This window comes from Streptomyces sp. E-08 (assembly GCF_049913095.1).
Lineage (GTDB): Bacteria > Actinomycetota > Actinomycetes > Streptomycetales > Streptomycetaceae > Streptomyces.
On record NZ_CP183971.1, the window covers coordinates 5,257,320 to 5,276,842 of the forward strand.

Consider the following 19,523-nt stretch of genomic DNA (forward strand, 5'->3'; position numbering starts at 1 on the left):
CTTCCGGCACGATGGGAAGGGTCGCTCCCCCTTTCCCCCTCTATGCGCGTAGAAAGAGGCACCACCATGGACGTCATCTCCGTCATCCGCACGAAGCGGGACAAGGGCGAGCTGAGCCCCGAGCAGATCGACTGGGTCATCGACGCGTACACCCGCGGTGTGGTCGCCGACGAGCAGATGTCCGCCCTGGCCATGGCCATCCTGCTGAACGGCATGAACCGCACGGAGATCGCCCGCTGGACCGCCGCGATGATCGCGTCCGGCGAGCGCATGAACTTCGACGCCCTCTCCCGTCCCACCGCCGACAAGCACTCCACCGGCGGCGTCGGCGACAAGATCACCCTCCCGCTCGCCCCGCTCGTCGCCGCCTGCGGCGCGGCCGTCCCGCAGCTCTCCGGCCGCGGCCTCGGTCACACCGGCGGCACGCTCGACAAGCTGGAGTCCATCCCCGGCTGGCGCGCGCTGCTCTCCAACGAGGAGATGCTGCACGTCCTCGACACCACGGGCGCGGTGATCTGCGCGGCGGGCGACGGCCTGGCCCCGGCGGACAAGAAGCTGTACGCGCTCCGCGACGTCACGGGCACGGTGGAAGCGATCCCGCTCATCGCCTCCTCGATCATGTCGAAGAAGATCGCCGAGGGCACCGGCTCGCTCGTCCTGGACGTGAAGGTCGGCACCGGCGCCTTCATGAAGAACATCGAGGACGCGCGCGAGCTGGCGCGGACGATGGTGGGCCTCGGCACGGACAGCGGCGTGAAGACGGTCGCCCTCCTCACCGACATGTCCACCCCGCTCGGCCTGACCGCCGGCAACGCGCTCGAAGTCCGCGAGTCCGTCGAGGTCCTGGCCGGCGGCGGCCCCAAGGACGTCGTCGATCTGACGATCGCCCTGGCGGCCGAGATGCTGGCCGCGGCCGGCATCAAGGACGCCGACCCGGCGAAGGCCCTCGCGGACGGCTCGGCGATGGACGTCTGGCGCCGGATGATCGCGGCCCAGGGCGGCGACCCGGACGCGACCCTGCCGGTCGCCCGCGAGCAGCACGTCGTCACGGCCCCGTCGACCGGTGTCCTGACCCGCCTCGACGCGTACGACATCGGCATCGCCGCCTGGCGCCTGGGCGCGGGCCGCGCCCGCAAGGAGGACCCGGTGCAGGCGGGCGCGGGCGTGGAGCTCCACGCGAAGCCGGGCGACACGGTGACGGCGGGCCAGCCGCTGCTGACGCTCCACACGGACACCCCGGAGAAGTTCGAGTACGCGCTGGGCTCCCTGGAGGGCGCCTGGGACATCGCGGCCCCGGGCACGGCGTTCACGGCGAACCCGATCGTGCTGGACCGCATCGCCTAGGCATATGCCTGTGACACCTTCGGGTGAACGGGGCCGGTGGACCACCACCGGCCCCGTTCGGCATGCTGGGATCGGTGACGACCGATTGAGGAGCACACCATGAGCGCACTCGCCACCGAGGCCGGGCAGGGCTGGGACGATGTCGTCCGCCTCTGGCACGAGATGGACTGGCCCGAGGGCTGCAAGGTGGAGATCATCGAGGGGATCATCACCGTGGCACCGTCACCCGCCAACCAGCACAACAGCATTGCGGAGGAGATCCAGCGCAGGCTGTACCGGGTGATTCCGGATGAGTGGGGCATCTACCAGACACAGGCCGTCGCCATCCCGGCTCGGTCGGGAATGTACATCCCCGACCTGTTGGTCGCTCCCCGGGCGGCGCTGATGGGGTCCGGTCATTTCATCCCGGCCGCGGAAGCGGAGCTCGTGGTGGAGATCACTTCGCAGTCGAACGCGAACCACGACCGCATCGCCAAGGCCGCGGGATACGCGACGGCCGGCGTACCCCTCTACCTCCTGGTAGACCGCTGGGTGCCGGGCGGGCCGACGATCACGCTCTACGGAGAACCTTCCGGCGGCGTCTACCGCGTCCTGAGGGCGATCCCCTTCGGCGGGGAGCTCCACCTCCCCGCACCCATCGACCTCACCCTCGACACCGCCGAGTTCCCCGTCACGTGAGCAGCAGTCCCGGCAGCTCGCGCATGTCGTCGAAGACCACCGTCCGCGTCCCCGTCAGTCGGTCCGCCCGCGTCAGCCCCCCGCAGTAGCCGAAGGCCCGCATGCCGGCCGCGCGGGCCGCCTGGACTCCGTACGGACTGTCCTCGACGACCGCGCAGCGCTCCGGCGGGACCCCGAGCGTGGCCGCCGCGTGCAGGAAGAGGTCCGGAGCGGGCTTGCCGCGGGAGACGTCCCGGGCGCTGAACACCCGCCCCTCGAAGCGCCCGAGCAGCCCGGTGCGGCCCAGGTTCCTGCGGATGCTGGTGTGGCTGCCGTTGGAGGCGAGGCAGTACGGGACGGACAGGGCGTCCAGGACGTCGACGACGCCCTCGACGGCCGTCAGCTCCGCGTCCAGGGCGTCCTCGTACCGCTGCCTGAACGGGGCCTGCCAGCCGGGTTCCAGGGGGCGGCCCCGCCGCTCCTCCACGATCGCGGTGAGCATCTCGTGCGAGGAGCCGACGAAGAACTCGGCCATCTCCGCCTCGGTGAACTCGGCACCGAGCGAGGCGAAGACCTCCCGGTCCACCCGGCAGTAGATCCGCTCGCTGTCCACCAGAACGCCGTCACAGTCGAAGATCACCAGTTCGACAGGCTCAAGAGTCATGATCGGGAGCCTAGGGGGTGTCCTGCGATGAGTTCCGGGAACCCGGACGGTCGTACGAACGTGGACACCAGTCAGCCCCTCGTCGTGACCCTGCCCGCCCGGCCCGGTCGGGAGGACGTCGCCCGGCTCTGCGCCGAGCTCGCCGCCGCCCCGCCCCGCGAGGTCGTCTGCGAGGCCGGCGCGCTCGCGGGCGCCGACCTCACCGCCGTCGACGCCCTCGCCCGGCTGAGGCTGGCCGCCGGGCGGCGGGGCCACCGCATCCGCTTCGAGGGAGTGGGGCCCGAGCTGCGGGCCCTGCTCCTCCTGACCGGCCTCGCCGAGACTCTAGGCCTCTAGCCGCGCCGGCAGGTCGAACAGCGGGAACCACCGCTCGGTGTCCAGGAAGAAGTCCATCCCATGCACCTTGCCGTCCCGCAGCTCCAGGACGATCAGTGCCCACGGGCTGAAGCCGCCGGCCGGGTCCGGGTGGTACTGCGCGAACGCCGGCGAACCGTTCGCCACGGTGGCGACCAGCTTCGAACCCCGGCACACGTCGCCGACGCCCAGCATCCAGCCGACGATGTCGTCGTGACCCCGGAGCCACAGGTCGAACGGCGGCATGGACATCGTCGCGTCCTCGTGGAGGAGCGCCGTCAGCGCCTTCATGTCGTAGCCCTCGAAGGCGGCGACATAACGCTCCAGGAGCGCCTGCTGCTCCTCGTCCAGCGGGTTCGCCGGGTCGGAGGCGGCCGGCGCCTGCTCGGCCAGGGTCGCGCGGGCCCGCTGGAGGGCGCTGTTGACCGAGGCGACGGAGGTGTCGAGGAGCTCGGCGACCTCGCTCGCCTTCCAGGCGAGCACCTCCCGCAGGATGAGCACGGCCCGCTGCTTGGGCGGCAGGTGCTGGAGCGCGGCGACGAACGCGAGCCGCACGGTCTCGCGGGAGACGGCCGTCTCGGCCGGGTCGCCGGCCGAGGGCAGGACCCGCCCGTCGGGAACCGGCTCCAGCCAGGTGATCTCCGGCTGCTTGACGAGCTGCGCCTGCGCGACGGGCGTCGGTCCGGTCAGGTCCATGGGCCGCGCCCTCCGGTTGCCGGCGTTCAGCGCGTCGAGGCAGACGTTGGTGGCGATCCGGTACAGCCAGGAGCGCAGCGAGGATCGGCCCTCGAAGGAGTCGATGGCCTTCCAGGCGCGGACCATGGTGTCCTGCACCGCGTCCTCCGCCTCGAAGGAGGATCCGAGCATCCGGTAGCAGTAACCGGTCAGCTCCCTGCGGTACTTGTCGAGTTCCTCGGTCGTCGCGGCCGCGGCGTCACTCATCGGGTCCACACCCCACTCACCCCTCACCGGCACCCGTTCGGTGCCGGTGAGAGGGAAGCTACCGCAGGGCACTGACAGCCGGGGTCAGGTTCCCGGCTTGCGGCCGTAGACGAAGACGTCGTCGCCGTTCCTGAGCAGGTTCCAGTACGCCTTGGCGTCCTTCGACGTCATGTTGACGCAGCCGCCGGACCCCGGCGGGTTCCACATGGACTTGGTCGTCGAGTGGAAGGCCTGGCCGCCGTCGAAGAACTGCGAGTACGGCATGGAGACGTGGTAGAGCGTCGACCAGTGGTTGATGTTCCGCCAGTAGATCTTCTTGGCGCCGGTACGGGTCTCGGTGCCGTCCTTGCCCGTGCGGACCGGCACCGGCCCGTACTTCAGGCGCGAGCCGTCCTGGATCCAGCTCAGCTGGCGCGTCAGGTCGACGCAGGCGATCCGGCCCTTGTTCGTCGGACACCTGCGGTCCTTGTTCGGGTTCGACCCCGCCGCCTTCTGCTGGATCATCGTGTTCATGGTCCGCCAGGTCAGCGGCCCCGCGTACCCCACCGTCGGGGTGATGCCGTGCTTGCGCTGGAAGGCCTGTATCGCCTGGCAGTCGGCGAGCGACTGGCGTCCGTCGACCGGCCGTCCGAGGAACTTCTCGACCTGCTTCTGGTACGGCCCCGTCGTCACGTTGCAGGACGCCGCCTGCGCCGGAGCCGTACCGAGCGCGATCGTCATCGGCACCACGAGCGACGTGATCCCGGCGGCGATGCCCGCCCTTCTGCCCATCTGTCGCGTGACTCTGTTCATGATCGTCAACTCCCCCTTGAGTCCCTGTATTTGAGGACGTACGGGGGAGTGTGACGGTTGCAGCCCAGAAGGGGAACCACGCGCTCCCGATCGAACCTACGCGGTGGCCGGATGCGGTCGCCGCGCCGCGGCCCGCGCGCTGTGCGAGCCGTACAGCGTGACCGAGACGACCCCGAGGACCGCGACCAGGCCGATCAGGACCGTGCCCGCCCAGCCGCCCGCGTGGAAGGCCATCGCGCCGAGCGTGCCGCCAGCGCTGCTGCCCAGGTAGTACGCGGACTGGTAGAGCGCCGAGGCCTGCGCCCGGCCCGTCTTCGCCGTGCGGCTCACCGAGGAGGAGGCGACCGCGTGGCCCGCGAAGAAACCGGCCGTGATCAGGACCAGGCCCACGAGGACCAGGGCGAGGGAGTCCGAGAGCGAGAACAGCAGGCCCGCCGCCGTCGTCGACACCGCCAGGTACAGCGCCCCGCGCCGCCCGAGCCGCCCGACGAGCTTCCCGGCGGCGGCGGAGGAGACCGTGCCCACCAGGTAGACCAGGAAGATCGAGCCGATCACACCCTGCGGCAGCGAGAACGGCGCCTCAACGAGGCGGTAGCCGATCACCGTGTACACGGCGCCGAAGACCGTCATGAACAGCGCGCCGATCACGTACAGACGCATGAGCAGCGGGTCGGCGAGGTGTCCCCGCACGGTCCGCGCGAGCGCCTTCGGGTGCAGCGTGCCGGGCGTGAAGTGCCGGGCCTTCGGGAGCAGCACCCGGAAGGCGAGCACGCACACCAGGGAGGTCAGGCCGACGGCGGCCAGACCCGCACGCCAGCCCCACATCTGGGCCACCCAGCCGGTCACGAGCCGGCCGCTCATGCCGCCGATCGAGTTGCCCGCGACGAAGAGGCCGATCGCGGCGACCAGCGCCCGCGGCCGCACCTCCTCCGCGAGGTACGCCATCGCCGAGGCCGGGAGGCCGGCGAGCGCGGCGCCCTGGACCGCGCGGAGCGCGATCAGGGACTCCAGGTTCGGGGCGAGCGGCACCAGGAGCGCCACGCCGACGGCGACCGAGAGGGAGGCCGTCATCATCGTGCGCCGCCCGAGGCGCTCCGAGAGGGCGCTGAGCGGCAGGACGCAGAGGGCGAGGGCGCCGGTCGCGGCGGAGACCGTCCAGGAGGCGGCGGAGGCGGTGGCGCCGAACTCGGCCGAGATGGCCGGGAGGAGGGCCTGCGTGGAGTAGAGGAGGGCGAAGGTGGCCAGTCCGGCGGCGAAGAGCGCGAGGCTCATCCGGCGGTAGCCGGGGGCACCGGGGGAGAGGCGGGTGTCGGCGGACGCGGTGGTGGCGGCCGCCTTGGTACTGGCGGAAGGCATGTCACGAACGTAGGACGGTCCGTTTCATGCGTCCAATGCACGGAACTGCTGTAATCGTTCCCATGGTGCATGAGTACAGGTCACAGCCTCGCCTGTCACCGAACAGTAACGAAGAAGACATGGGACCGCTGCTCGCGCCGCGGCTCGCGTACTTCGCCGCCGTCGCCCGGCACGAGCACGTGACCCGGGCCGCGGCGGAGATGGGCGTGCCGCAGTCGACGCTCTCGCGGGCCATCGTCCGGCTCGAACAGGACCTCGGCGTCACCCTCTTCGCCCGGCGCGGCCGCACGGTCTCCCTCACCCCGGCGGGCCGCCGCTTCCTCACCGCCGCGGAGCGGGCCCTCGCCGAGGTGGAACGGGCCGCCGACACCGTACGGGCGGACGCCGACCCCACGGCGGGCCGGGTCGCCTTCGGCTTCCTCCACACGATGGGCTCCGAGACCGTCCCCGGCCTCATCCGCGCCTTCCGCGTCGACCACCCGAGGATCCGCTTCACCCTCGTCCAGAACTACGGCGAGGCCATGATCGAGCGGCTGCGGGCCGGCGACCTCGACCTCTGCCTGACCTCCCCGGTGCCGGACGCCCCCGACCTGGTGGCCCGGCGCCTCGACGAACAGCGGCTGCGGCTCGTCGTCCCCGACGACCACCGGCTCGCCGGCCGCAAGCGGGTCCGCCTCGCCGAGGCGGCGGAGGAGACCTTCGTGACCCTGGAGCCGGGGTACGGGCTCCGCCGCATCACCGACGACCTGTGCGCCGAGGCGGGCTTCAGGCCCCGGGTGGCGTTCGAGGGCGAGGAGGCCGAGACCCTGCGCGGGCTCGTCGCCGCCGGGCTCGGCGTCGCCCTGCTGCCCCCGCCCGCCGTCCCCCGCCCCGGCGTCGTCGAACTCACCGTCACCGCGCCGCGCGCGGTCCGCGAGATCGGCGTCGCCTGGCTCGACGGCCACCCGGACACGGCCCCGGTGGCCGCCTTCAAGAAGTTCCTGCTGAGCCGCCGGGGCCACCTGCTCCCGAAGGAGCCCTCACCTCCGGCGTGAGCCGCTCCTCGCCGCCCCGAAGCCCGCCGCCAGCGGCATCCGCAGGCCGAGCGGCGGGGGAGCGGCCATCGCGTCGGCCAGCGGGCGGGCGACCGGCCGGGAGAAGAGGGCGCCGAGCACGAAGTTCCCGGCGAGGGCCCGGACCTCGGCCGCGTACTGGCGCAGCGCGTGGCCGTCCGCGTGGACCTCGAAGCGGCAGGTGTCCCGGTTGGCCTTCTTCGCCCGCTCGGCGAACCGGAACGACAGCTCCGGGTCCCTCCGCGCGTCGTTCGTGCCGTGCACGAGGAGCACCCGGCGCCCGACCAGCTGCCGCACCGGCTCCGGCTCGGCCGCCACGTCGTCCTCCGGCAGCCACGGCGCGAGCGCGAGGACCGCGGCGACCGCCGGATGCCCGGCCGCCCGCAAGGCCGCCCGTGCGCCCATCCCGTGGCCCAGGAGGCAGACCGGGACGTCGCCGTAGCGCCGTACGGCCTCCTCGACCGCCCAGGAGGCGTCCGTGACGAGGTCCGCGTCCGCGCCGTTCCAGCCGCGGGCCCGGTAGCGCACCACGTGCGCGGCGAGCCCCTCGGACCGGCCCGCCCTGACCAGACCGCGCCCCAGCGGCAGCATCGCCGCGTGGGCCCGCGTGGAGGCCCGCCGCGCCGACACCGGCTCACCGTCGGGCAGGAGCAGCACCACGCCGCCCACCTCCGCGGCAGCCGACCGGGAACTGACGGGCCGTCCCAGCCGGGGTCTCCGGGATTCGGGCGGCCCCACGAGTGCGATGTGCGCCATGGCAGAACAGTCTCAGAAGCGGAGGTGTACGCCAGCCGTACGCGCGGTCTCTGTTACGTATCGTCCGGGGAGCGAACGCCCTTTGTTCCTATACCCGTTCGAACCGGGCCACCGTGCCGATCATCCGGAAGCCCTTCCGGGCGTACCAGCGGTGCGGCCAGTCGCCCGCGAAGGCGGTGAGGAAGCGGGTCCCGCAGCCCGCGGCGGCGGCCTCGTGGAGGGCCGTGTCCAGGACCCGGCCCGCGTACCCCTGGCCGAGGTGGGCCTCCACGGTCACCAGGTCCTCGATCTGCGCGATCCCCGCCGCCGGGTCCATGTACAGGTCGACCCAGGCGGCGACCTCGCCCTCCGGGGTGTGCACGGCGAAGAACCGTACGACCTCGGCCCCGCGCCGCCGCGCCGTCCGCCGCTCCACCAGGTCGCGGATGTGCTCCGGCGTCGCGTCCGGGGCGAAGCGCGGCCAGGACGCGGTGACCGGGCCGCGCAGCTCGTCGAAGTCGACCTCCCGCGCCCCGCCGTGCTCCGGCACCGGGCCGTGGTGCGCCATGACCAGCGTGGTGGCGTGCCGGAACCCCGCCCTCTCCATCGGCGCCACGCAGGCGGCGGCGGTGGTCTCGTCCAGGACGTACGCGTAGCGGTACGGGAGGTGGCCCAGCGCCTCCTCCGTGTACCCGGGCAGCGCCTCGGGGTCCACGGCCCCGTCGACGAGCACGTGGTTGTTCCCCCGGGACAGCGGGTAGGCGTCGTGGAGCACCGCGACGGCGCCGGGGAAGTCGACGGTCCGGGTCGCCTGCCGGCGGTGGAAGTCGGCCAGGAAGCGGTGGACGCGCGGGAGTTCGGGTGCGGTCGAGGTCATGCGGGCAGGTTAGGCGGGCCGTCGTCGCCCCGCCACGAGAAAAACGGCGCCACGAGGCGCGTTCTACGCGCGTAGGGGCTAGAGTGCGGAAATGACGAGCCAGACCCCCAACGTCCCCACCGCGGACCAGATCCGCCGTGCCCCGAAGGTGCTGCTCCACGACCACCTCGACGGCGGACTGCGCCCCGGCACGATCATCGAACTCGCCCGGGAGCAGGGCTACGGGCAGCTTCCCGAGACGGAGCCCGACAAGCTCGGCATCTGGTTCCGCGAAGCCGCCGACTCCGGTTCCCTGGAGCGGTACCTGGAGACCTTCGCGCACACCTGTGCCGTCATGCAGAGCCGCGACGCCCTCTTCCGCGTTGCCGCCGAGTGCGCCTTCGACCTCGCCGAGGACGGCGTCGTCTACGCAGAGGTGCGCTACGCCCCCGAGCAGCACCTGGAAGGCGGTCTCACCCTCGAAGAGGTCGTGGAGGCCGTCAACGAGGGCTTCCGCGAGGGCGAGCGGCAGGCCAGGGCCAACGGCCACCGGATCCGGGTCGGCGCCCTCCTCACCGCCATGCGGCACGCCGCCCGCGCCCTGGAGATCGCCGAACTCGCCAACCGCTACCGCGACTCCGGCGTCGTCGGCTTCGACATCGCGGGCGCCGAGGCCGGCTACCCGCCCACCCGCCACCTCGACGCCTTCGAGTACCTCAAGCGGGAGAACAACCACTTCACGATCCACGCCGGCGAGGCCTTCGGGCTGCCGTCGATCTGGCAGGCGCTCCAGTGGTGCGGCGCCGACCGGCTCGGCCACGGCGTCCGGATCATCGACGACATCGAGGTCGCCGACGACGGCTCCGTCCGCCTCGGCCGCCTCGCGGCGTACGTCCGCGACAAGCGGATCCCGCTGGAGATGTGCCCCTCGTCCAACCTCCAGACCGGCGCCGCCGCCTCGTTCGCCGAGCACCCCATCGGCCTGCTCCGCAAGCTGCACTTCCGGGCCACGGTCAACACCGACAACCGGCTCATGAGCGGGACGAGCATGAGCCGGGAATTCGAGCTCCTGACCGAGGCATTCGATTACACGCTCGACGACATGCAGTGGTTCACGGTCAATGCGATGAAATCAGCGTTCATTCCTTTCGATGAACGCCTCGCCATGATCAACGAGGTCATCAAGCCCGGATACGCCGAGCTCAAGTCCGAATGGCTGTTCCAGCAGACCGCCACGACCAGCGAGTCTTCCCGCACGGAGGGCTGAGGGGCGCCCCGTGAAGGGGGTGGGAGCGGCCGGGTCGATGCGACACCCGGCCGCTTTCCGGTGTTTGCAGAGGCGACATTCGCTGGTTAGGTTGCAGAGCCGCTCTCGATTCCCAGGATTTCCCCTCCCGGCTTTCCCGAAGCCCCCGGATTCCCCAAGGAAGATTTTCTGATGAAGCAGTCTGCCGCCAAGAAGCTCGGTGTCGCCGCTCTCGGTGCCGCTTTCGTCGCCGCCGGTGCCGGCGCGGCCTCCGCCGCGCCGTCCCTGCCGCTCGACGCCGACGCACTGGGCACGGTGACCTCGGCCGTCCCGCTGGGTGACGGCCTCACCACGCTCCCTGACGGCGCCACCGAGTCCCTCGGTGCCGGGCAGGGCGCCCTCGGCCAGGGCGTCGACCAGGGCGTGAAGACCCTTCCCGCCGCCGCCGGCCAGGCCACCCAGAACCTCCCGCTCGACGCCGCCGCCGGCGGCCTCGGCGCCACCCCGCTCGGCGGCCTCCTCGGCGGCCTGCCGCTCGGCGCCGGTGGTCTCCCGATCGGCTGACCCCCGCCGTACACGCCGAAGGGGCGCGCACCCGGAACCCCGGGTACGCGCCCCTTCGGCGTACGTGCGAACGGCGGCTACCAGGCCGAGCTCGCGGTCTTCTCCGCCGGCAGGAAGATCCACAGGCCCAGGTAGATCAGGAACTGCGGTCCGGGCAGCAGGCACGAGACCAGGAAGATCAGACGCATCGTCGTCGCGGAGGTGCCGAAGCGCCGGGCCAGCGCCGCGCACACTCCGCCGAGCACGCGTCCGTCACGGGGGCGGGTCAGTGCGGCCATGGTGGGCTCCTTCGGAGTTCGTCCGGGAGCCGCTCCTTCGGGCTCCCGATGACTCCATACTGCCGCCGCGGAGGGGGACGGAGCGTCGGTCTACCGGGCGATCGGGACCCTGGTAATCGTCGGGGTCGCACCCTGAGAACCCTCGTTCCGCGGCAGGGCGGAACCCTGACCCGGCGTGCGCCGCCCCTCCCACCTGCGGCGCAGCCGGGTCCGGCCGGCCGGGACCAGCAGGAGGTGCGCCAGGGCGACGCCCGTCGTGTTCAGGAGTACGGAGTCCACGTCGACGACCTGCCCGGGTACCGCGGTCTGCAGCAGCTCCAGCGCCAGCGACACGAGCGCGCCCGCGGCGGTCGTACGGGCCAGGGAGGCCCACCCGGAGACATGGAGCCGTCCGTCGGCCATCGGCAGCAGCACCCCGAGCGGGGCCAGGAGCAGCAGACCCTCACCGATCAGCCGGGCGGCCTCGGCGCCGCCGAGCGCCAGATCGGCGCGCAGGCCGTGCAGCGGGATCGTGTTCGGGGCGGTCACCCAGGCGACGTCGCGTGGGCGGAGACCGATCCAGGCGACGAGCAGCAGATGCGCGGCGAGGAGGACGAACCCCGCCACGCGGACGACCATGGCGGCCTGGCCGCCCGAACCTTGACGCTGCACGCCCCCCAAGACGCCCCCCACACCGGAATCGGTTCCGCCGCCGCCTCCGCGCGCGGCCTACCGGCCCGCACGGCGTGGGTGGCGACGGGCGCCGCACGGCACGTGCGGCGGGTCAGCTCGGGGTCGGGATCGGGGTCGGGGCCGTGGGTGGTGCCGTGGGTGGGGTGGTGTCCGGGCGTTCGCGGAGTTCCGCCGTGCAGCGGTACCGCTTCGGCGGGTACGCACCCGGCCCCCCGAGCAGCACCGTGTGCCCGCCCGCGCCCGCCGAGCTCTCCGCGAAGGTGCAGACGAGCTGCGACAGCGCCGTCGGCGCCAGGTCCTCCGGCTGCCGGCTCAGCCGCAGCGTGCCCGCCGGGTCGCCCCGGTGCCCGCCGCCCACGGTCAGCGGCCCGCGCACCTCGGTCGTGAATCCGGCCTCCCGCTCGCTCTCCGAGGGCTCGGCGAGCAGCTGCGCGAGCAGGCCCCCGGCGGTCCGCACGGGATCGCCGCCCGCCTTCTCCTCCGGCAGCGGCGACCGGCGGTCCACCGCCTCCAGCTGCGAGCCGCACACCAGGAACACCCGGACCGGCACGCCCTGCGCCGCCGCCCCGGTCGTACCGTCGTCGGTCACGCTGCACGGGACCCGGGACGGGGCCGCGCCCGCGTCGACCGGGACCGATGTGGTCCGGATCCCGCAGCCGCCGACCAGCGCGACGAGCACCGCCGCCGCCAGGACATGGACGCGACGCCTCACGCTTCCTCCACCTCGCCCTGGCTGCTGCGGGTCTGCACCTCGCGTGTGATCCCCGAGGCGTCCAGCGGCAGCCGCAGCACGAACACCGCGCCGTCGACGTTCCCGTCCTCGCCGACCGAGTTCGACGCCGTGATCGAACCGCCGTGGATCAGCGCGTTCTCCATGGCGATCGACAGACCGAGCCCGCTGCCGTCGGACCGCGGCCGGGACGCGCTCGCCTTGTAGAAGCGGTCGAAGACGTGCGGCAGCACCTCCTCGGGGATGCCGGGCCCGTGGTCGCGCACCGCGATGACCAGTTCGTCGTCGTCCGTACGGACCGAGACCCGCACCGGCGAGCCGCCGTGCTTGAGCGCGTTCCCGATCAGGTTCGCCAGGATCACGTCGAGGCGGCGCGGGTCGAGCGGCAGCATGATCCCGCGCTCCGCGTCGAGGTCGACCGCGTCCAGCCAGGCCCGCGCGTCGATGCACGCGGTGATCTGGTCCGCGATGTCCACCTCGTCGAGGACGAGCCGCGCGGTGCCCGCGTCGAAGCGGGTCACCTCCATCAGGTTCTCCACCAGGTCGTTGAGGCGCCGGGTCTCGCTGACCACGAGCGCCACCGCCGGGGCGATCATCGGGTCCAGGGAGTCCTGTTCGTCCTCCAGGACCTCGGTGACGGCCGTCAGCGCGGTCAGCGGGGTCCGCAGCTCGTGCGACATGTCGGCCACGAACCGCCGGGAGGACTCCTCCCGCGCGCTCATGTCCGCGACCTTCTTCTGCAGCGACTCGGCCGCGCTGTTGAACGTACGGGTGAGATCGGCCAGTTCGTCCGCTCCGGTGACCCGCAGCCGGGTGTCGAGCTTGCCCTCGCCGAGCTGCCGGGCCGCCTCGCCGAGCCGGTGCACCGGGCGCAGCACGGTCGTCGCCGCGACCTGCGCGAGCAGCACCGAGCCGGCCACCGCGAGCGCGGTGGCGATCCCCAGCGACCAGGCGAGTGAGTTCAGGTCGGCCTTCTCGGCGGCGAGTGACTTGAACATGTACCCGGCGGGGCCCCCGCCGTCGATCCGCGTCCCGCCGACCAGGTACGGCGTCCCGTTCCGCTCCACACGCTGCCAGAACAGGTGGTACGCGTACGGATTGGCCTCCGTCACCGGCCGCTTCGTGTCCACGGCGTCCTGGAGCGAGCGCGGCACGTCGGCCAGCGTGAAGTCGTCCGGGTCCGAGGCGCCCACGATCGGCTTGCCCGCGGCCCGCTCGCCGAGCAGCAGCACCTGGTACTGGGCGGCGCTGCCGGTCGCCATCTGCTCGGCGGTCCGCCGCAGGTCGTCCTGGGTGGGCCGGAGCGGCAGGGTCGCCGCCCGGTTCTGCATCACCTGCCGGAAGTCGTTGAGCGCCCCGTCCTGGGTACGCGTCAGCACCGCCTCGCGGTTCAGCCAGTACGCGATGCCGGAGGCGGCGACGGCCGCGGTGAGCGCGACGAGGGCGAAGACGACGACGAGCCGGAGCCGCAGGCTCGACAGCCGCAGCCGCGCGTAGATCCCCCTGCTCACGCAGGGACGTCCAGCCGGTAGCCGACCCCGCGGACGGTACGGATCAGCGTCGGCGAGGACGGCACGTCCTCCACCTTGGCGCGCAGCCGCTGCACACAGGCGTCGACGAGCCGCGAGTCGCCCAGGTAGTCGTGCTCCCACACGAGCCGCAGCAACTGCTGCCGGGACAGCGCCTGTCCGGGCCGCCGGCTCAGCTCCAGGAGAAGCCGCAGCTCGGTCGGGGTGAGCTGGAGGTCCTCGCCGTTCTTGGTGACGGTCATCGCCGAACGGTCGATCACCAGGGAGCCGTACGTCGCCGAGTCCGTCGACTCGCGCTCCCCGCGCCGCAGCACGGCCCGGATGCGGGCGTCCAGGACCCGGCCCTGCACCGGTTTCACGACGTAGTCGTCGGCGCCGGACTCCAGCCCGACGACCACGTCGATGTCGTCGCTGCGCGCGGTCAGCAGGATGATCGGCAGCTGGTCGGTCCGGCGGATGCGCCGGCAGACCTCGAAGCCGTCGATGCCGGGCAGCATGACGTCGAGCACGACCAGGTCCGGCCGCTGCTCGCGCAGCAGCAGGAGCCCGTCCTCGCCCGTCGCGGCGGTGGCCACCCGGTGGCCCTGCCGGGACAGGGAGAGTTCGAGGGCCGTGCGGATGGCGTCGTCGTCCTCGATCAGCAGCAGAAAAGGCACGTCGTCATTCTGGCCCATTCGGCCGTCCGAGATCGACCGCTCACCGACTCGCTTCTGTCTCGTTCCCTGTGACACGGCTGTGACAGTCGGCGGACACCGCCATGAAGTCCGCCGGGCAAGCTTCTTGGCACACGGACCGAAACACACTCCAACCGACGGGGGGCGCGAGATGAACGCACTGCACAGCACCACCTCAAGCGCAGTTGTCACGCGTCTCCACGACGTCGTGCGGAGCACGGAGAAGTCCGGCGGTGTGAACGGGCGGGGGTGCGTTCGCAACGTCGGGCGTCAGCGCAAGGCGCCGTACATGGTGGCCGTTGCTGACGGGGGAGCGGCGTACGGGGAGGTCACGGGGGAGCGCACCTGCTCGGAAGCCGAGTTCACGGCTTACGTCCAGGAGCGTCGTGCCTCCCTGTACGCCACCGCCTACCACCTCACAGGTGACCGTTTCGAGGCCGAGGACCTGCTCCAGAGCGCGCTGTTCTCCACGTACCGCGCCTGGGACCGGATCAGTGACAAGGCCGCGGTCGGCGGGTACCTCCGCCGCACCATGACCAACCTGCACATCAGCGCCTGGCGCCGGCGCAAGCTCAACGAGTACCCGACCGAGGAGCTGCCGGAGACGGTCGGCGAGACGGACGCGATGCGGGGTACGGAGCTGCGCGCGGTCCTGTGGCAGGCCCTGGCCCGCCTGCCCGAGCTCCAGCGGACGATGCTGGTGCTGCGCTACTACGAGGGCCGTACCGATCCGGAGATCGCGGAGATCCTGGACATCAGTGTCGGCACGGTGAAGTCGAGCATCTGGCGCTCGCTGCGGCGACTGCGCGAGGACGAGGTGCTGAGCTTCGGCCGTGACGAGGAGGAGTCCTTCGGCGAGCTGGTGGCCTGAAGGTCGGGGGGAGACGACCCCACGGGGGCCCACGGGGGAAACGGGGCTCTCGGGGGACGGGGGAAACACGGGGGAACCGTACGGGGGTACGGGTAGAGCGAAGCGGGTCGTACGAGTCCGGGGGGTCTCGTACGACCCGCTTCGTGCTGCGCGCGCGGGGGCGTCAGGAGGCGCGTCAGTTCGCCGCGGGGGTGCGGTGGCGGCCCGCCGCCGCTGCGGCCAGGCGACCCAGGGCTTCCGGCTTCGCGCACGGGTGGGCGCCCAGGGCGGCCTGGCGGGCGACGATCGTGCGTTCGGCGCGCATCAGGCGCCAGCCGCGGCGCAGTAGGAACGGCACGGACTTGCGGCCCTCGCGCAGGTCCCTCAGGAGCCGGCGGCGGAACGTCGTCGACGGGCGGCCGCGCAGGCAGAGCGCGTCCGCGAGGACGTCCAGGTCGCGGCAGCGGGTCACGATCTCGGCCGCGAAGATGCCCTCGGCCACGAAGAGCGGGGTCCGCGCGATGTCGAGCCGCTCACGGCCCGTGCGGGAGCTGGTGGCGATGTCGTACACGGGGACGTCGGTCCGTCCCGTACGGCACAGCTCGACGATCGCGGCGACGGCGGTGTCCGCGTCCCAGGACCGTGGGGAGTCCCAGTCGACGTCCGTGGAACCGTCGACGAGCGGGAGCGTCGGGTCGCCTGCCTCCTTGTAGAAATCGTCGAGGCGCAGGACCGGGAGGCCGGCGACGGCGGCGAGGGACGACTTGCCGGAGCCGGAGGGGCCCGCGAGCAGGACGACCCGGGTCGGGATCGATTGGGAACTCACGGAACACCAGTGTGAGGCATTCCCCCGTCCAGGGGACCACCGAGGAAGGCCGTTGGTATCGAGCATCACACCTCGACTACTGTCGGTGCCCGTCCGTTCACCCCCTGGAAGGATCTCCATGGCGCGTCACGCAGAGCCCCGGACCCCCCGCCGCAGTGCCCTGCTCAAGGCCGGTCTCACCGTCACGGCGGCGGGCGCCGCGGTGTTCGGCGCGGGTGCCGCGGCCCAGGCCGCCGCTCCGGTGCCGCTGCCGGTCGACTCGCTGAGCAGGACGGACGCCGGTGCGGCCGGGGCGGGCGCGCTGGCCGGCGTCACCCAGGGCCTGGGCCCGCTGACCCGCCTCCAGCTCGACCCGCTGGCCAACACGGGAGTCGACCCGCTCGACAACGGTCTCGGCACCCAGGTCGCCGACTTCAAGCCGGTCGGCACGAACCTGGTCACCGACCACGTCACGAAGGGCGGGGCAGTGGCCGATCTGCCGCTGGCCGGTCCGCTGACGCGGGGGCTGCTTCCGTAGAGGACCGCAGCGGGACCTCGCGTACGAGCCAGGCCACCGCGAAAGCCAGGGCGGCGAGCACGGCCGTGCCGAGCAGTACCCCGTGCACCCCGTCGGTCACCGCCGCCCGCAGGCCCTCCCGTACCGGCTCCGGCAGTCGTGCGGCCTGGGCCGGGGTCAGGTTCGGGTCGGTCCCCGCGAGGCGCGCGGTGAAGACGGCGCCGAGCGTCGCGACGCCGAGCGAACCACCGAGGGTGCGGACGAGCGTGACGGTGCCGCTCGCCGCGCCCATGTCCCGGGGCGGGGCGCTGTACATCGTGATGAGCAGGGTCGACTGCATGAGGAAGCCCATGCCGGCGCCCAGGACCGCGGTGAGCGCGGACGCGAGGGCCGTCGGGGTGTCCACGTCGAGCAGGAGCAGGGCGAGCGCGCCGGCGGTCATGAGCCCGCCGCCCAGGATCGGGTAGATCCGGTAGCGGCCGTCGCGTGCGATCAGCCGGCCCGTGACGAGCTGGACGGCGACCATGCCGAGCATCAGCGGCAGCAGGAGCAGTCCGCTCGCCGTGGACGACCGGCCGCGGACGAACTGGAAGTACTGCGGCACGTAGTTCATCGCGGCGAGCATGCCCGCGCCGACCAGGAGGCTCAGGATCTGCGCGACGGCGAAGTTCCGGTTACGGAACAGCCGGGGCGGGATCACCGGCTCCGCGGCGCGCCGCTCGGTCCTGACGAACAGGGCGAGCGCGACGGCGGCGGTGGCGGCCAGGGCGAGGATCCCCGGCGAGGTCCAGGCGTACCGCGTTCCGCCCCAGGTCGCGAGCAGGGTCAGGGCGAGGATGCCGGTGGTGAGGAGCAGGGCCCCGGCCGCGTCCACGCGGGCCCGGACGCGCGGGGTCCGTACGCGCAGCCCGAAGGCGACGAGCAGCAGCGCGGCGATGCCGACGGGCAGGTTGACGTAGAAGGCCCAGCGCCAGTTCAGGTGGTCGGTCAGCAGCCCGCCGAGGAGCGGGCCGCCGGCGAAGGCGACCGGGAGCATCGCGCCGGTGATCGCCTGGACCTTCGGGCCGTCCTCTGGGGCGACGACCGTGCCGATCAGGGCGAAGGCGCCGACCATCAGGCCGCCGGCGCCGACGCCCTGGAGGGCGCGGAAGGCGATGAGCTGGTCCATGTTCTGGGCGAGGCCCGAGAGGACGGAGCCGGTGAGGAAGACCGCGACGGCGGAGAGGTAGGCGCCCTTGCGCCCGTACAGGTCGCCGGCCTTGCCCCAGAGGGGGGTGGTGACGGCGGCGGTGAGGAGGTAGGCGGTGACCACCCAGGACAGCCGGTCGAGGCCGCCGAGTTCGCCGGCGACGGTCGGAAGTGCGGTGCCGACGATGGTGCCGTCGAGGGTGCCGAGGACGATGCCGAGCATGAGCCCGACGAGGCCCGGGTAGGGGAGCGCCTTTCGCTGGTCGGTCACGGTCAGGCACCGTACGGCTTCTTGGCGCGGGCCTCGCGGAGGGCGTCGGCCCACCAGACGAGCCGTTCGAGCATCGCCTTCGCGGCGGTGTCGGCTTCGGGGGCGACGGCCTTGCCCTCGGCGTCGAACTGGCCCCAGACGCCCGCGAGTCCGACCGACTCGCGGAGGGTGACGGCGTGCAGCTCGGCGAAGACCCCGCGCAGGTGCTCGACGGCGCGCAGGCCGGCGGAGAAGCCACCGTAGGAGACGAAGGCGACGGGCTTGGCGTGCCACTCCTTGTTGTGCCAGTCGATCGCGTTCTTCAGGGATGCCGGGTAGCTGTGGTTGTACTCGGGCGTGACGACGACGAAGGCGTCGGCGGCGGCCAGGCGGGGGGACACGGCCCGCAGGAGGGCCAGGTCGGCCTCGCCGGAGGGGGCCTGGCCGAGGTGCGGGAAGACCGTGGGCAGCGGGGTCTCGGCGAGGTCGATCACGTCGACGCTCAGGTCGGGGCGGTCGGTGGCGTGGCCGGCGAGCCAGTGCGCGACGGTGGGGCCGAGGCGGCCTTCGCGGGTCGAGCCCTGGATGACGGCGAGGCGGAGCGGAGTGCTCACGGTTTCCCCCTGGAACGGTGATGTGTACGGCGTACGCCGCGTGGTGTACAACGTACACGTCGATGTGTACGACGTCTACAAGGCATACGCTGTACGCGACACAAGGAGGCCGAAGTGGCGAAGAAGGACGAGACGGACCGCGTCTCGCTGTGGGAGCGTCTCGACCGGCCCGCGGCGGCGCCCAGGGCGTCCCTCACCCCGGGCCGGATCGCCGAGGTCGCGATCGGCATCGCGGACCGGGAGGGGTTCGCCGCCGTCACCATGCGGAAGGTCGCCGCCGAACTGGGCGTCGCGCCCATGGCCGCGTACCGGCACGTCGACGGCAAGGACGAGCTGTGGGCCCTCATGGTCGACCAGGTCTCGACCGAGATGGAGCCCCCGGAGCCCGGCGAGGGCTGGCGGGACACGCTGCGGACCCACGCGCACCGCACCCGCGACGGGATCCTGCGCCACCCTTGGCTCGCCCAGCTGCCGACCCCGCTCTTCGCGCTCACCCCGAACCGGATGGCGGCGGCCGAGCGGCAGCTGGCCTCGCTCGACGGCCTGGGCCTCGACGTCGACACGATGATGGCCGCGTTCCGCGCGGTCGGCGCGTACGTGCACGGGGCCGTACAGGCGGAGGTGGCCATCGCCCTGTACATGAAGGAGCAGGGCTGGGAGAACGCCGACGAGACCCGCCGGGGGCTCGCCCCGGAGATGACGTACCTGCTCGGAACCGGCCGCTACCCGACCTACCGGACGTACGCGCTGGGCGCGGCCCGCAAGGACGACGCGGCGTGGCTGTTCGAGACGGGGCTCGAGTGTGTCCTCGACGGGGTCGTGGGCCTGATCGAACGCGGCGGAGCATGACGAAC

Annotated in this window: 23 protein-coding genes; 9 read left to right on the plus strand and 14 right to left on the minus strand. The window is 72.5% G+C overall.

Features of this window, described 5'->3' with window-relative positions:
- The first annotated feature begins 66 nt into the window (after positions 1-66).
- On the plus strand, positions 67-1,344 hold the full coding sequence (locus ACN9MM_RS24395) for a thymidine phosphorylase (RefSeq protein ID WP_426365722.1): 1,278 nt from the start codon (positions 67-69) through the stop codon (positions 1,342-1,344).
- A gap of 99 nt (positions 1,345-1,443) precedes the next feature.
- Entirely contained in the window at positions 1,444-2,022 is a 579-nt protein-coding gene (locus ACN9MM_RS24400; RefSeq protein ID WP_426365723.1) for a Uma2 family endonuclease, read from the plus strand.
- Here the strand turns inward: ACN9MM_RS24400 and ACN9MM_RS24405 are convergent.
- Entirely contained in the window at positions 2,015-2,665 is a 651-nt protein-coding gene (locus tag ACN9MM_RS24405; RefSeq protein ID WP_426365724.1) for an HAD family hydrolase, read from the minus strand. The genes ACN9MM_RS24400 and ACN9MM_RS24405 overlap by 8 nt on opposite strands.
- A gap of 27 nt (positions 2,666-2,692) precedes the next feature.
- Here ACN9MM_RS24405 and ACN9MM_RS24410 point away from each other — a divergent pair, with 27 nt between their 5' ends.
- A complete protein-coding gene (locus ACN9MM_RS24410; RefSeq protein ID WP_426365725.1) occupies positions 2,693-3,001 on the plus strand; it encodes an STAS domain-containing protein in 309 nt (102 codons plus the stop codon).
- Here ACN9MM_RS24410 and ACN9MM_RS24415 read toward each other — a convergent pair.
- The 3 genes from ACN9MM_RS24415 to ACN9MM_RS24425 form a co-directional block, all read right to left on the minus strand.
- Complete coding sequence (locus ACN9MM_RS24415; protein WP_426365727.1) at positions 2,990-3,961, minus strand: sigma-70 family RNA polymerase sigma factor; 972 nt, start codon at positions 3,959-3,961, stop codon at positions 2,990-2,992. The genes ACN9MM_RS24410 and ACN9MM_RS24415 overlap by 12 nt on opposite strands.
- Positions 3,962-4,045: 84 nt before the next feature.
- On the minus strand, positions 4,046-4,732 hold the full coding sequence (locus ACN9MM_RS24420) for a L,D-transpeptidase family protein (RefSeq protein WP_426368815.1): 687 nt from the start codon (positions 4,730-4,732) through the stop codon (positions 4,046-4,048).
- 117 nt (positions 4,733-4,849) lie between these two features.
- A complete protein-coding gene (locus ACN9MM_RS24425) occupies positions 4,850-6,109 on the minus strand; it encodes an MFS transporter (RefSeq protein ID WP_426365728.1) in 1,260 nt (419 codons plus the stop codon).
- Positions 6,110-6,171: 62 nt separating this feature from the next.
- On the opposite strand from ACN9MM_RS24425, the gene ACN9MM_RS24430 reads away from it, so the two are divergent.
- Complete coding sequence (locus tag ACN9MM_RS24430; RefSeq protein WP_426365729.1) at positions 6,172-7,143, plus strand: LysR family transcriptional regulator; 972 nt, start codon at positions 6,172-6,174, stop codon at positions 7,141-7,143.
- On the opposite strand, the gene ACN9MM_RS24435 is transcribed toward ACN9MM_RS24430, so the two are convergent.
- The gene (locus ACN9MM_RS24435) at positions 7,129-7,917 is read right to left on the minus strand and encodes an alpha/beta hydrolase (protein WP_426365731.1); all 789 of its coding nucleotides are present in this window, start codon (positions 7,915-7,917) and stop codon (positions 7,129-7,131) included. The genes ACN9MM_RS24430 and ACN9MM_RS24435 overlap by 15 nt on opposite strands.
- Positions 7,918-8,005: 88 nt before the next feature.
- Positions 8,006-8,773 carry a GNAT family N-acetyltransferase gene (locus ACN9MM_RS24440; protein ID WP_426365732.1) on the minus strand — a complete coding sequence of 256 codons (768 nt, stop codon included), beginning with the start codon at positions 8,771-8,773 and terminating at the stop codon, positions 8,006-8,008.
- A 91-nt stretch (positions 8,774-8,864) separates the two neighbouring features.
- Here ACN9MM_RS24440 and ACN9MM_RS24445 point away from each other — a divergent pair, with 91 nt between their 5' ends.
- Complete coding sequence (locus ACN9MM_RS24445) at positions 8,865-10,019, plus strand: adenosine deaminase (protein WP_426365733.1); 1,155 nt, start codon at positions 8,865-8,867, stop codon at positions 10,017-10,019.
- A 171-nt stretch (positions 10,020-10,190) separates the two neighbouring features.
- Positions 10,191-10,562: a hypothetical protein gene (locus ACN9MM_RS24450; RefSeq protein WP_426365734.1), complete on the plus strand. Its 372-nt coding sequence runs from the start codon at positions 10,191-10,193 to the stop codon at positions 10,560-10,562.
- A gap of 77 nt (positions 10,563-10,639) precedes the next feature.
- On the opposite strand, the gene ACN9MM_RS24455 is transcribed toward ACN9MM_RS24450, so the two are convergent.
- The 5 genes from ACN9MM_RS24455 to afsQ1 all read right to left on the minus strand — a co-directional run bounded on the left by ACN9MM_RS24455 (position 10,640) and on the right by afsQ1 (position 14,427).
- The gene (locus ACN9MM_RS24455; protein ID WP_365219655.1) at positions 10,640-10,840 is read right to left on the minus strand and encodes a PspC domain-containing protein; all 201 of its coding nucleotides are present in this window, start codon (positions 10,838-10,840) and stop codon (positions 10,640-10,642) included.
- A 90-nt stretch (positions 10,841-10,930) separates the two neighbouring features.
- Complete coding sequence (locus tag ACN9MM_RS24460) at positions 10,931-11,458, minus strand: VanZ family protein (RefSeq protein WP_426368816.1); 528 nt, start codon at positions 11,456-11,458, stop codon at positions 10,931-10,933.
- Positions 11,459-11,603: 145 nt separating this feature from the next.
- Entirely contained in the window at positions 11,604-12,224 is a 621-nt protein-coding gene (locus tag ACN9MM_RS24465) for a hypothetical protein (RefSeq protein WP_426365736.1), read from the minus strand.
- Positions 12,221-13,753, minus strand: coding sequence for an ATP-binding protein (locus ACN9MM_RS24470; RefSeq protein WP_426365738.1), 1,533 nt, complete (start codon positions 13,751-13,753; stop codon positions 12,221-12,223). The genes ACN9MM_RS24465 and ACN9MM_RS24470 overlap by 4 nt, the downstream gene beginning before the upstream one ends.
- Complete coding sequence (afsQ1, locus tag ACN9MM_RS24475) at positions 13,750-14,427, minus strand: two-component system response regulator AfsQ1 (RefSeq protein WP_267045480.1); 678 nt, start codon at positions 14,425-14,427, stop codon at positions 13,750-13,752. The genes ACN9MM_RS24470 and afsQ1 overlap by 4 nt, the downstream gene beginning before the upstream one ends.
- Before the next feature lie 169 nt (positions 14,428-14,596).
- Between afsQ1 and ACN9MM_RS24480 the strand changes: the two genes are divergently transcribed.
- On the plus strand, positions 14,597-15,316 hold the full coding sequence (locus tag ACN9MM_RS24480; protein ID WP_329854227.1) for a SigE family RNA polymerase sigma factor: 720 nt from the start codon (positions 14,597-14,599) through the stop codon (positions 15,314-15,316).
- Positions 15,317-15,491: 175 nt separating this feature from the next.
- Here ACN9MM_RS24480 and ACN9MM_RS24485 read toward each other — a convergent pair whose 3' ends face one another.
- Positions 15,492-16,187 (minus strand): uridine kinase family protein, encoded by a 696-nt coding sequence (locus tag ACN9MM_RS24485; protein WP_426365741.1) that lies wholly within the window; start codon positions 16,185-16,187, stop codon positions 15,492-15,494.
- Positions 16,188-16,239: 52 nt separating this feature from the next.
- Here ACN9MM_RS24485 and ACN9MM_RS24490 point away from each other — a divergent pair, with 52 nt between their 5' ends.
- On the plus strand, positions 16,240-16,638 hold the full coding sequence (locus ACN9MM_RS24490; RefSeq protein WP_426365742.1) for a hypothetical protein: 399 nt from the start codon (positions 16,240-16,242) through the stop codon (positions 16,636-16,638).
- Here the strand turns inward: ACN9MM_RS24490 and ACN9MM_RS24495 are convergent.
- Positions 16,571-18,028 carry an MDR family MFS transporter gene (locus ACN9MM_RS24495; protein ID WP_426368817.1) on the minus strand — a complete coding sequence of 486 codons (1,458 nt, stop codon included), beginning with the start codon at positions 18,026-18,028 and terminating at the stop codon, positions 16,571-16,573. The two genes, ACN9MM_RS24490 and ACN9MM_RS24495, sit on opposite strands and share 68 nt — an antisense overlap.
- 50 nt (positions 18,029-18,078) lie before the next feature.
- Positions 18,079-18,669 carry an NADPH-dependent FMN reductase gene (locus tag ACN9MM_RS24500; RefSeq protein WP_426365744.1) on the minus strand — a complete coding sequence of 197 codons (591 nt, stop codon included), beginning with the start codon at positions 18,667-18,669 and terminating at the stop codon, positions 18,079-18,081.
- 114 nt (positions 18,670-18,783) lie between these two features.
- Between ACN9MM_RS24500 and ACN9MM_RS24505 the strand changes: the two genes are divergently transcribed.
- Positions 18,784-19,518, plus strand: coding sequence for a TetR/AcrR family transcriptional regulator (locus ACN9MM_RS24505; protein ID WP_426365746.1), 735 nt, complete (start codon positions 18,784-18,786; stop codon positions 19,516-19,518).
- Positions 19,519-19,523: the final 5 nt, after the last annotated feature.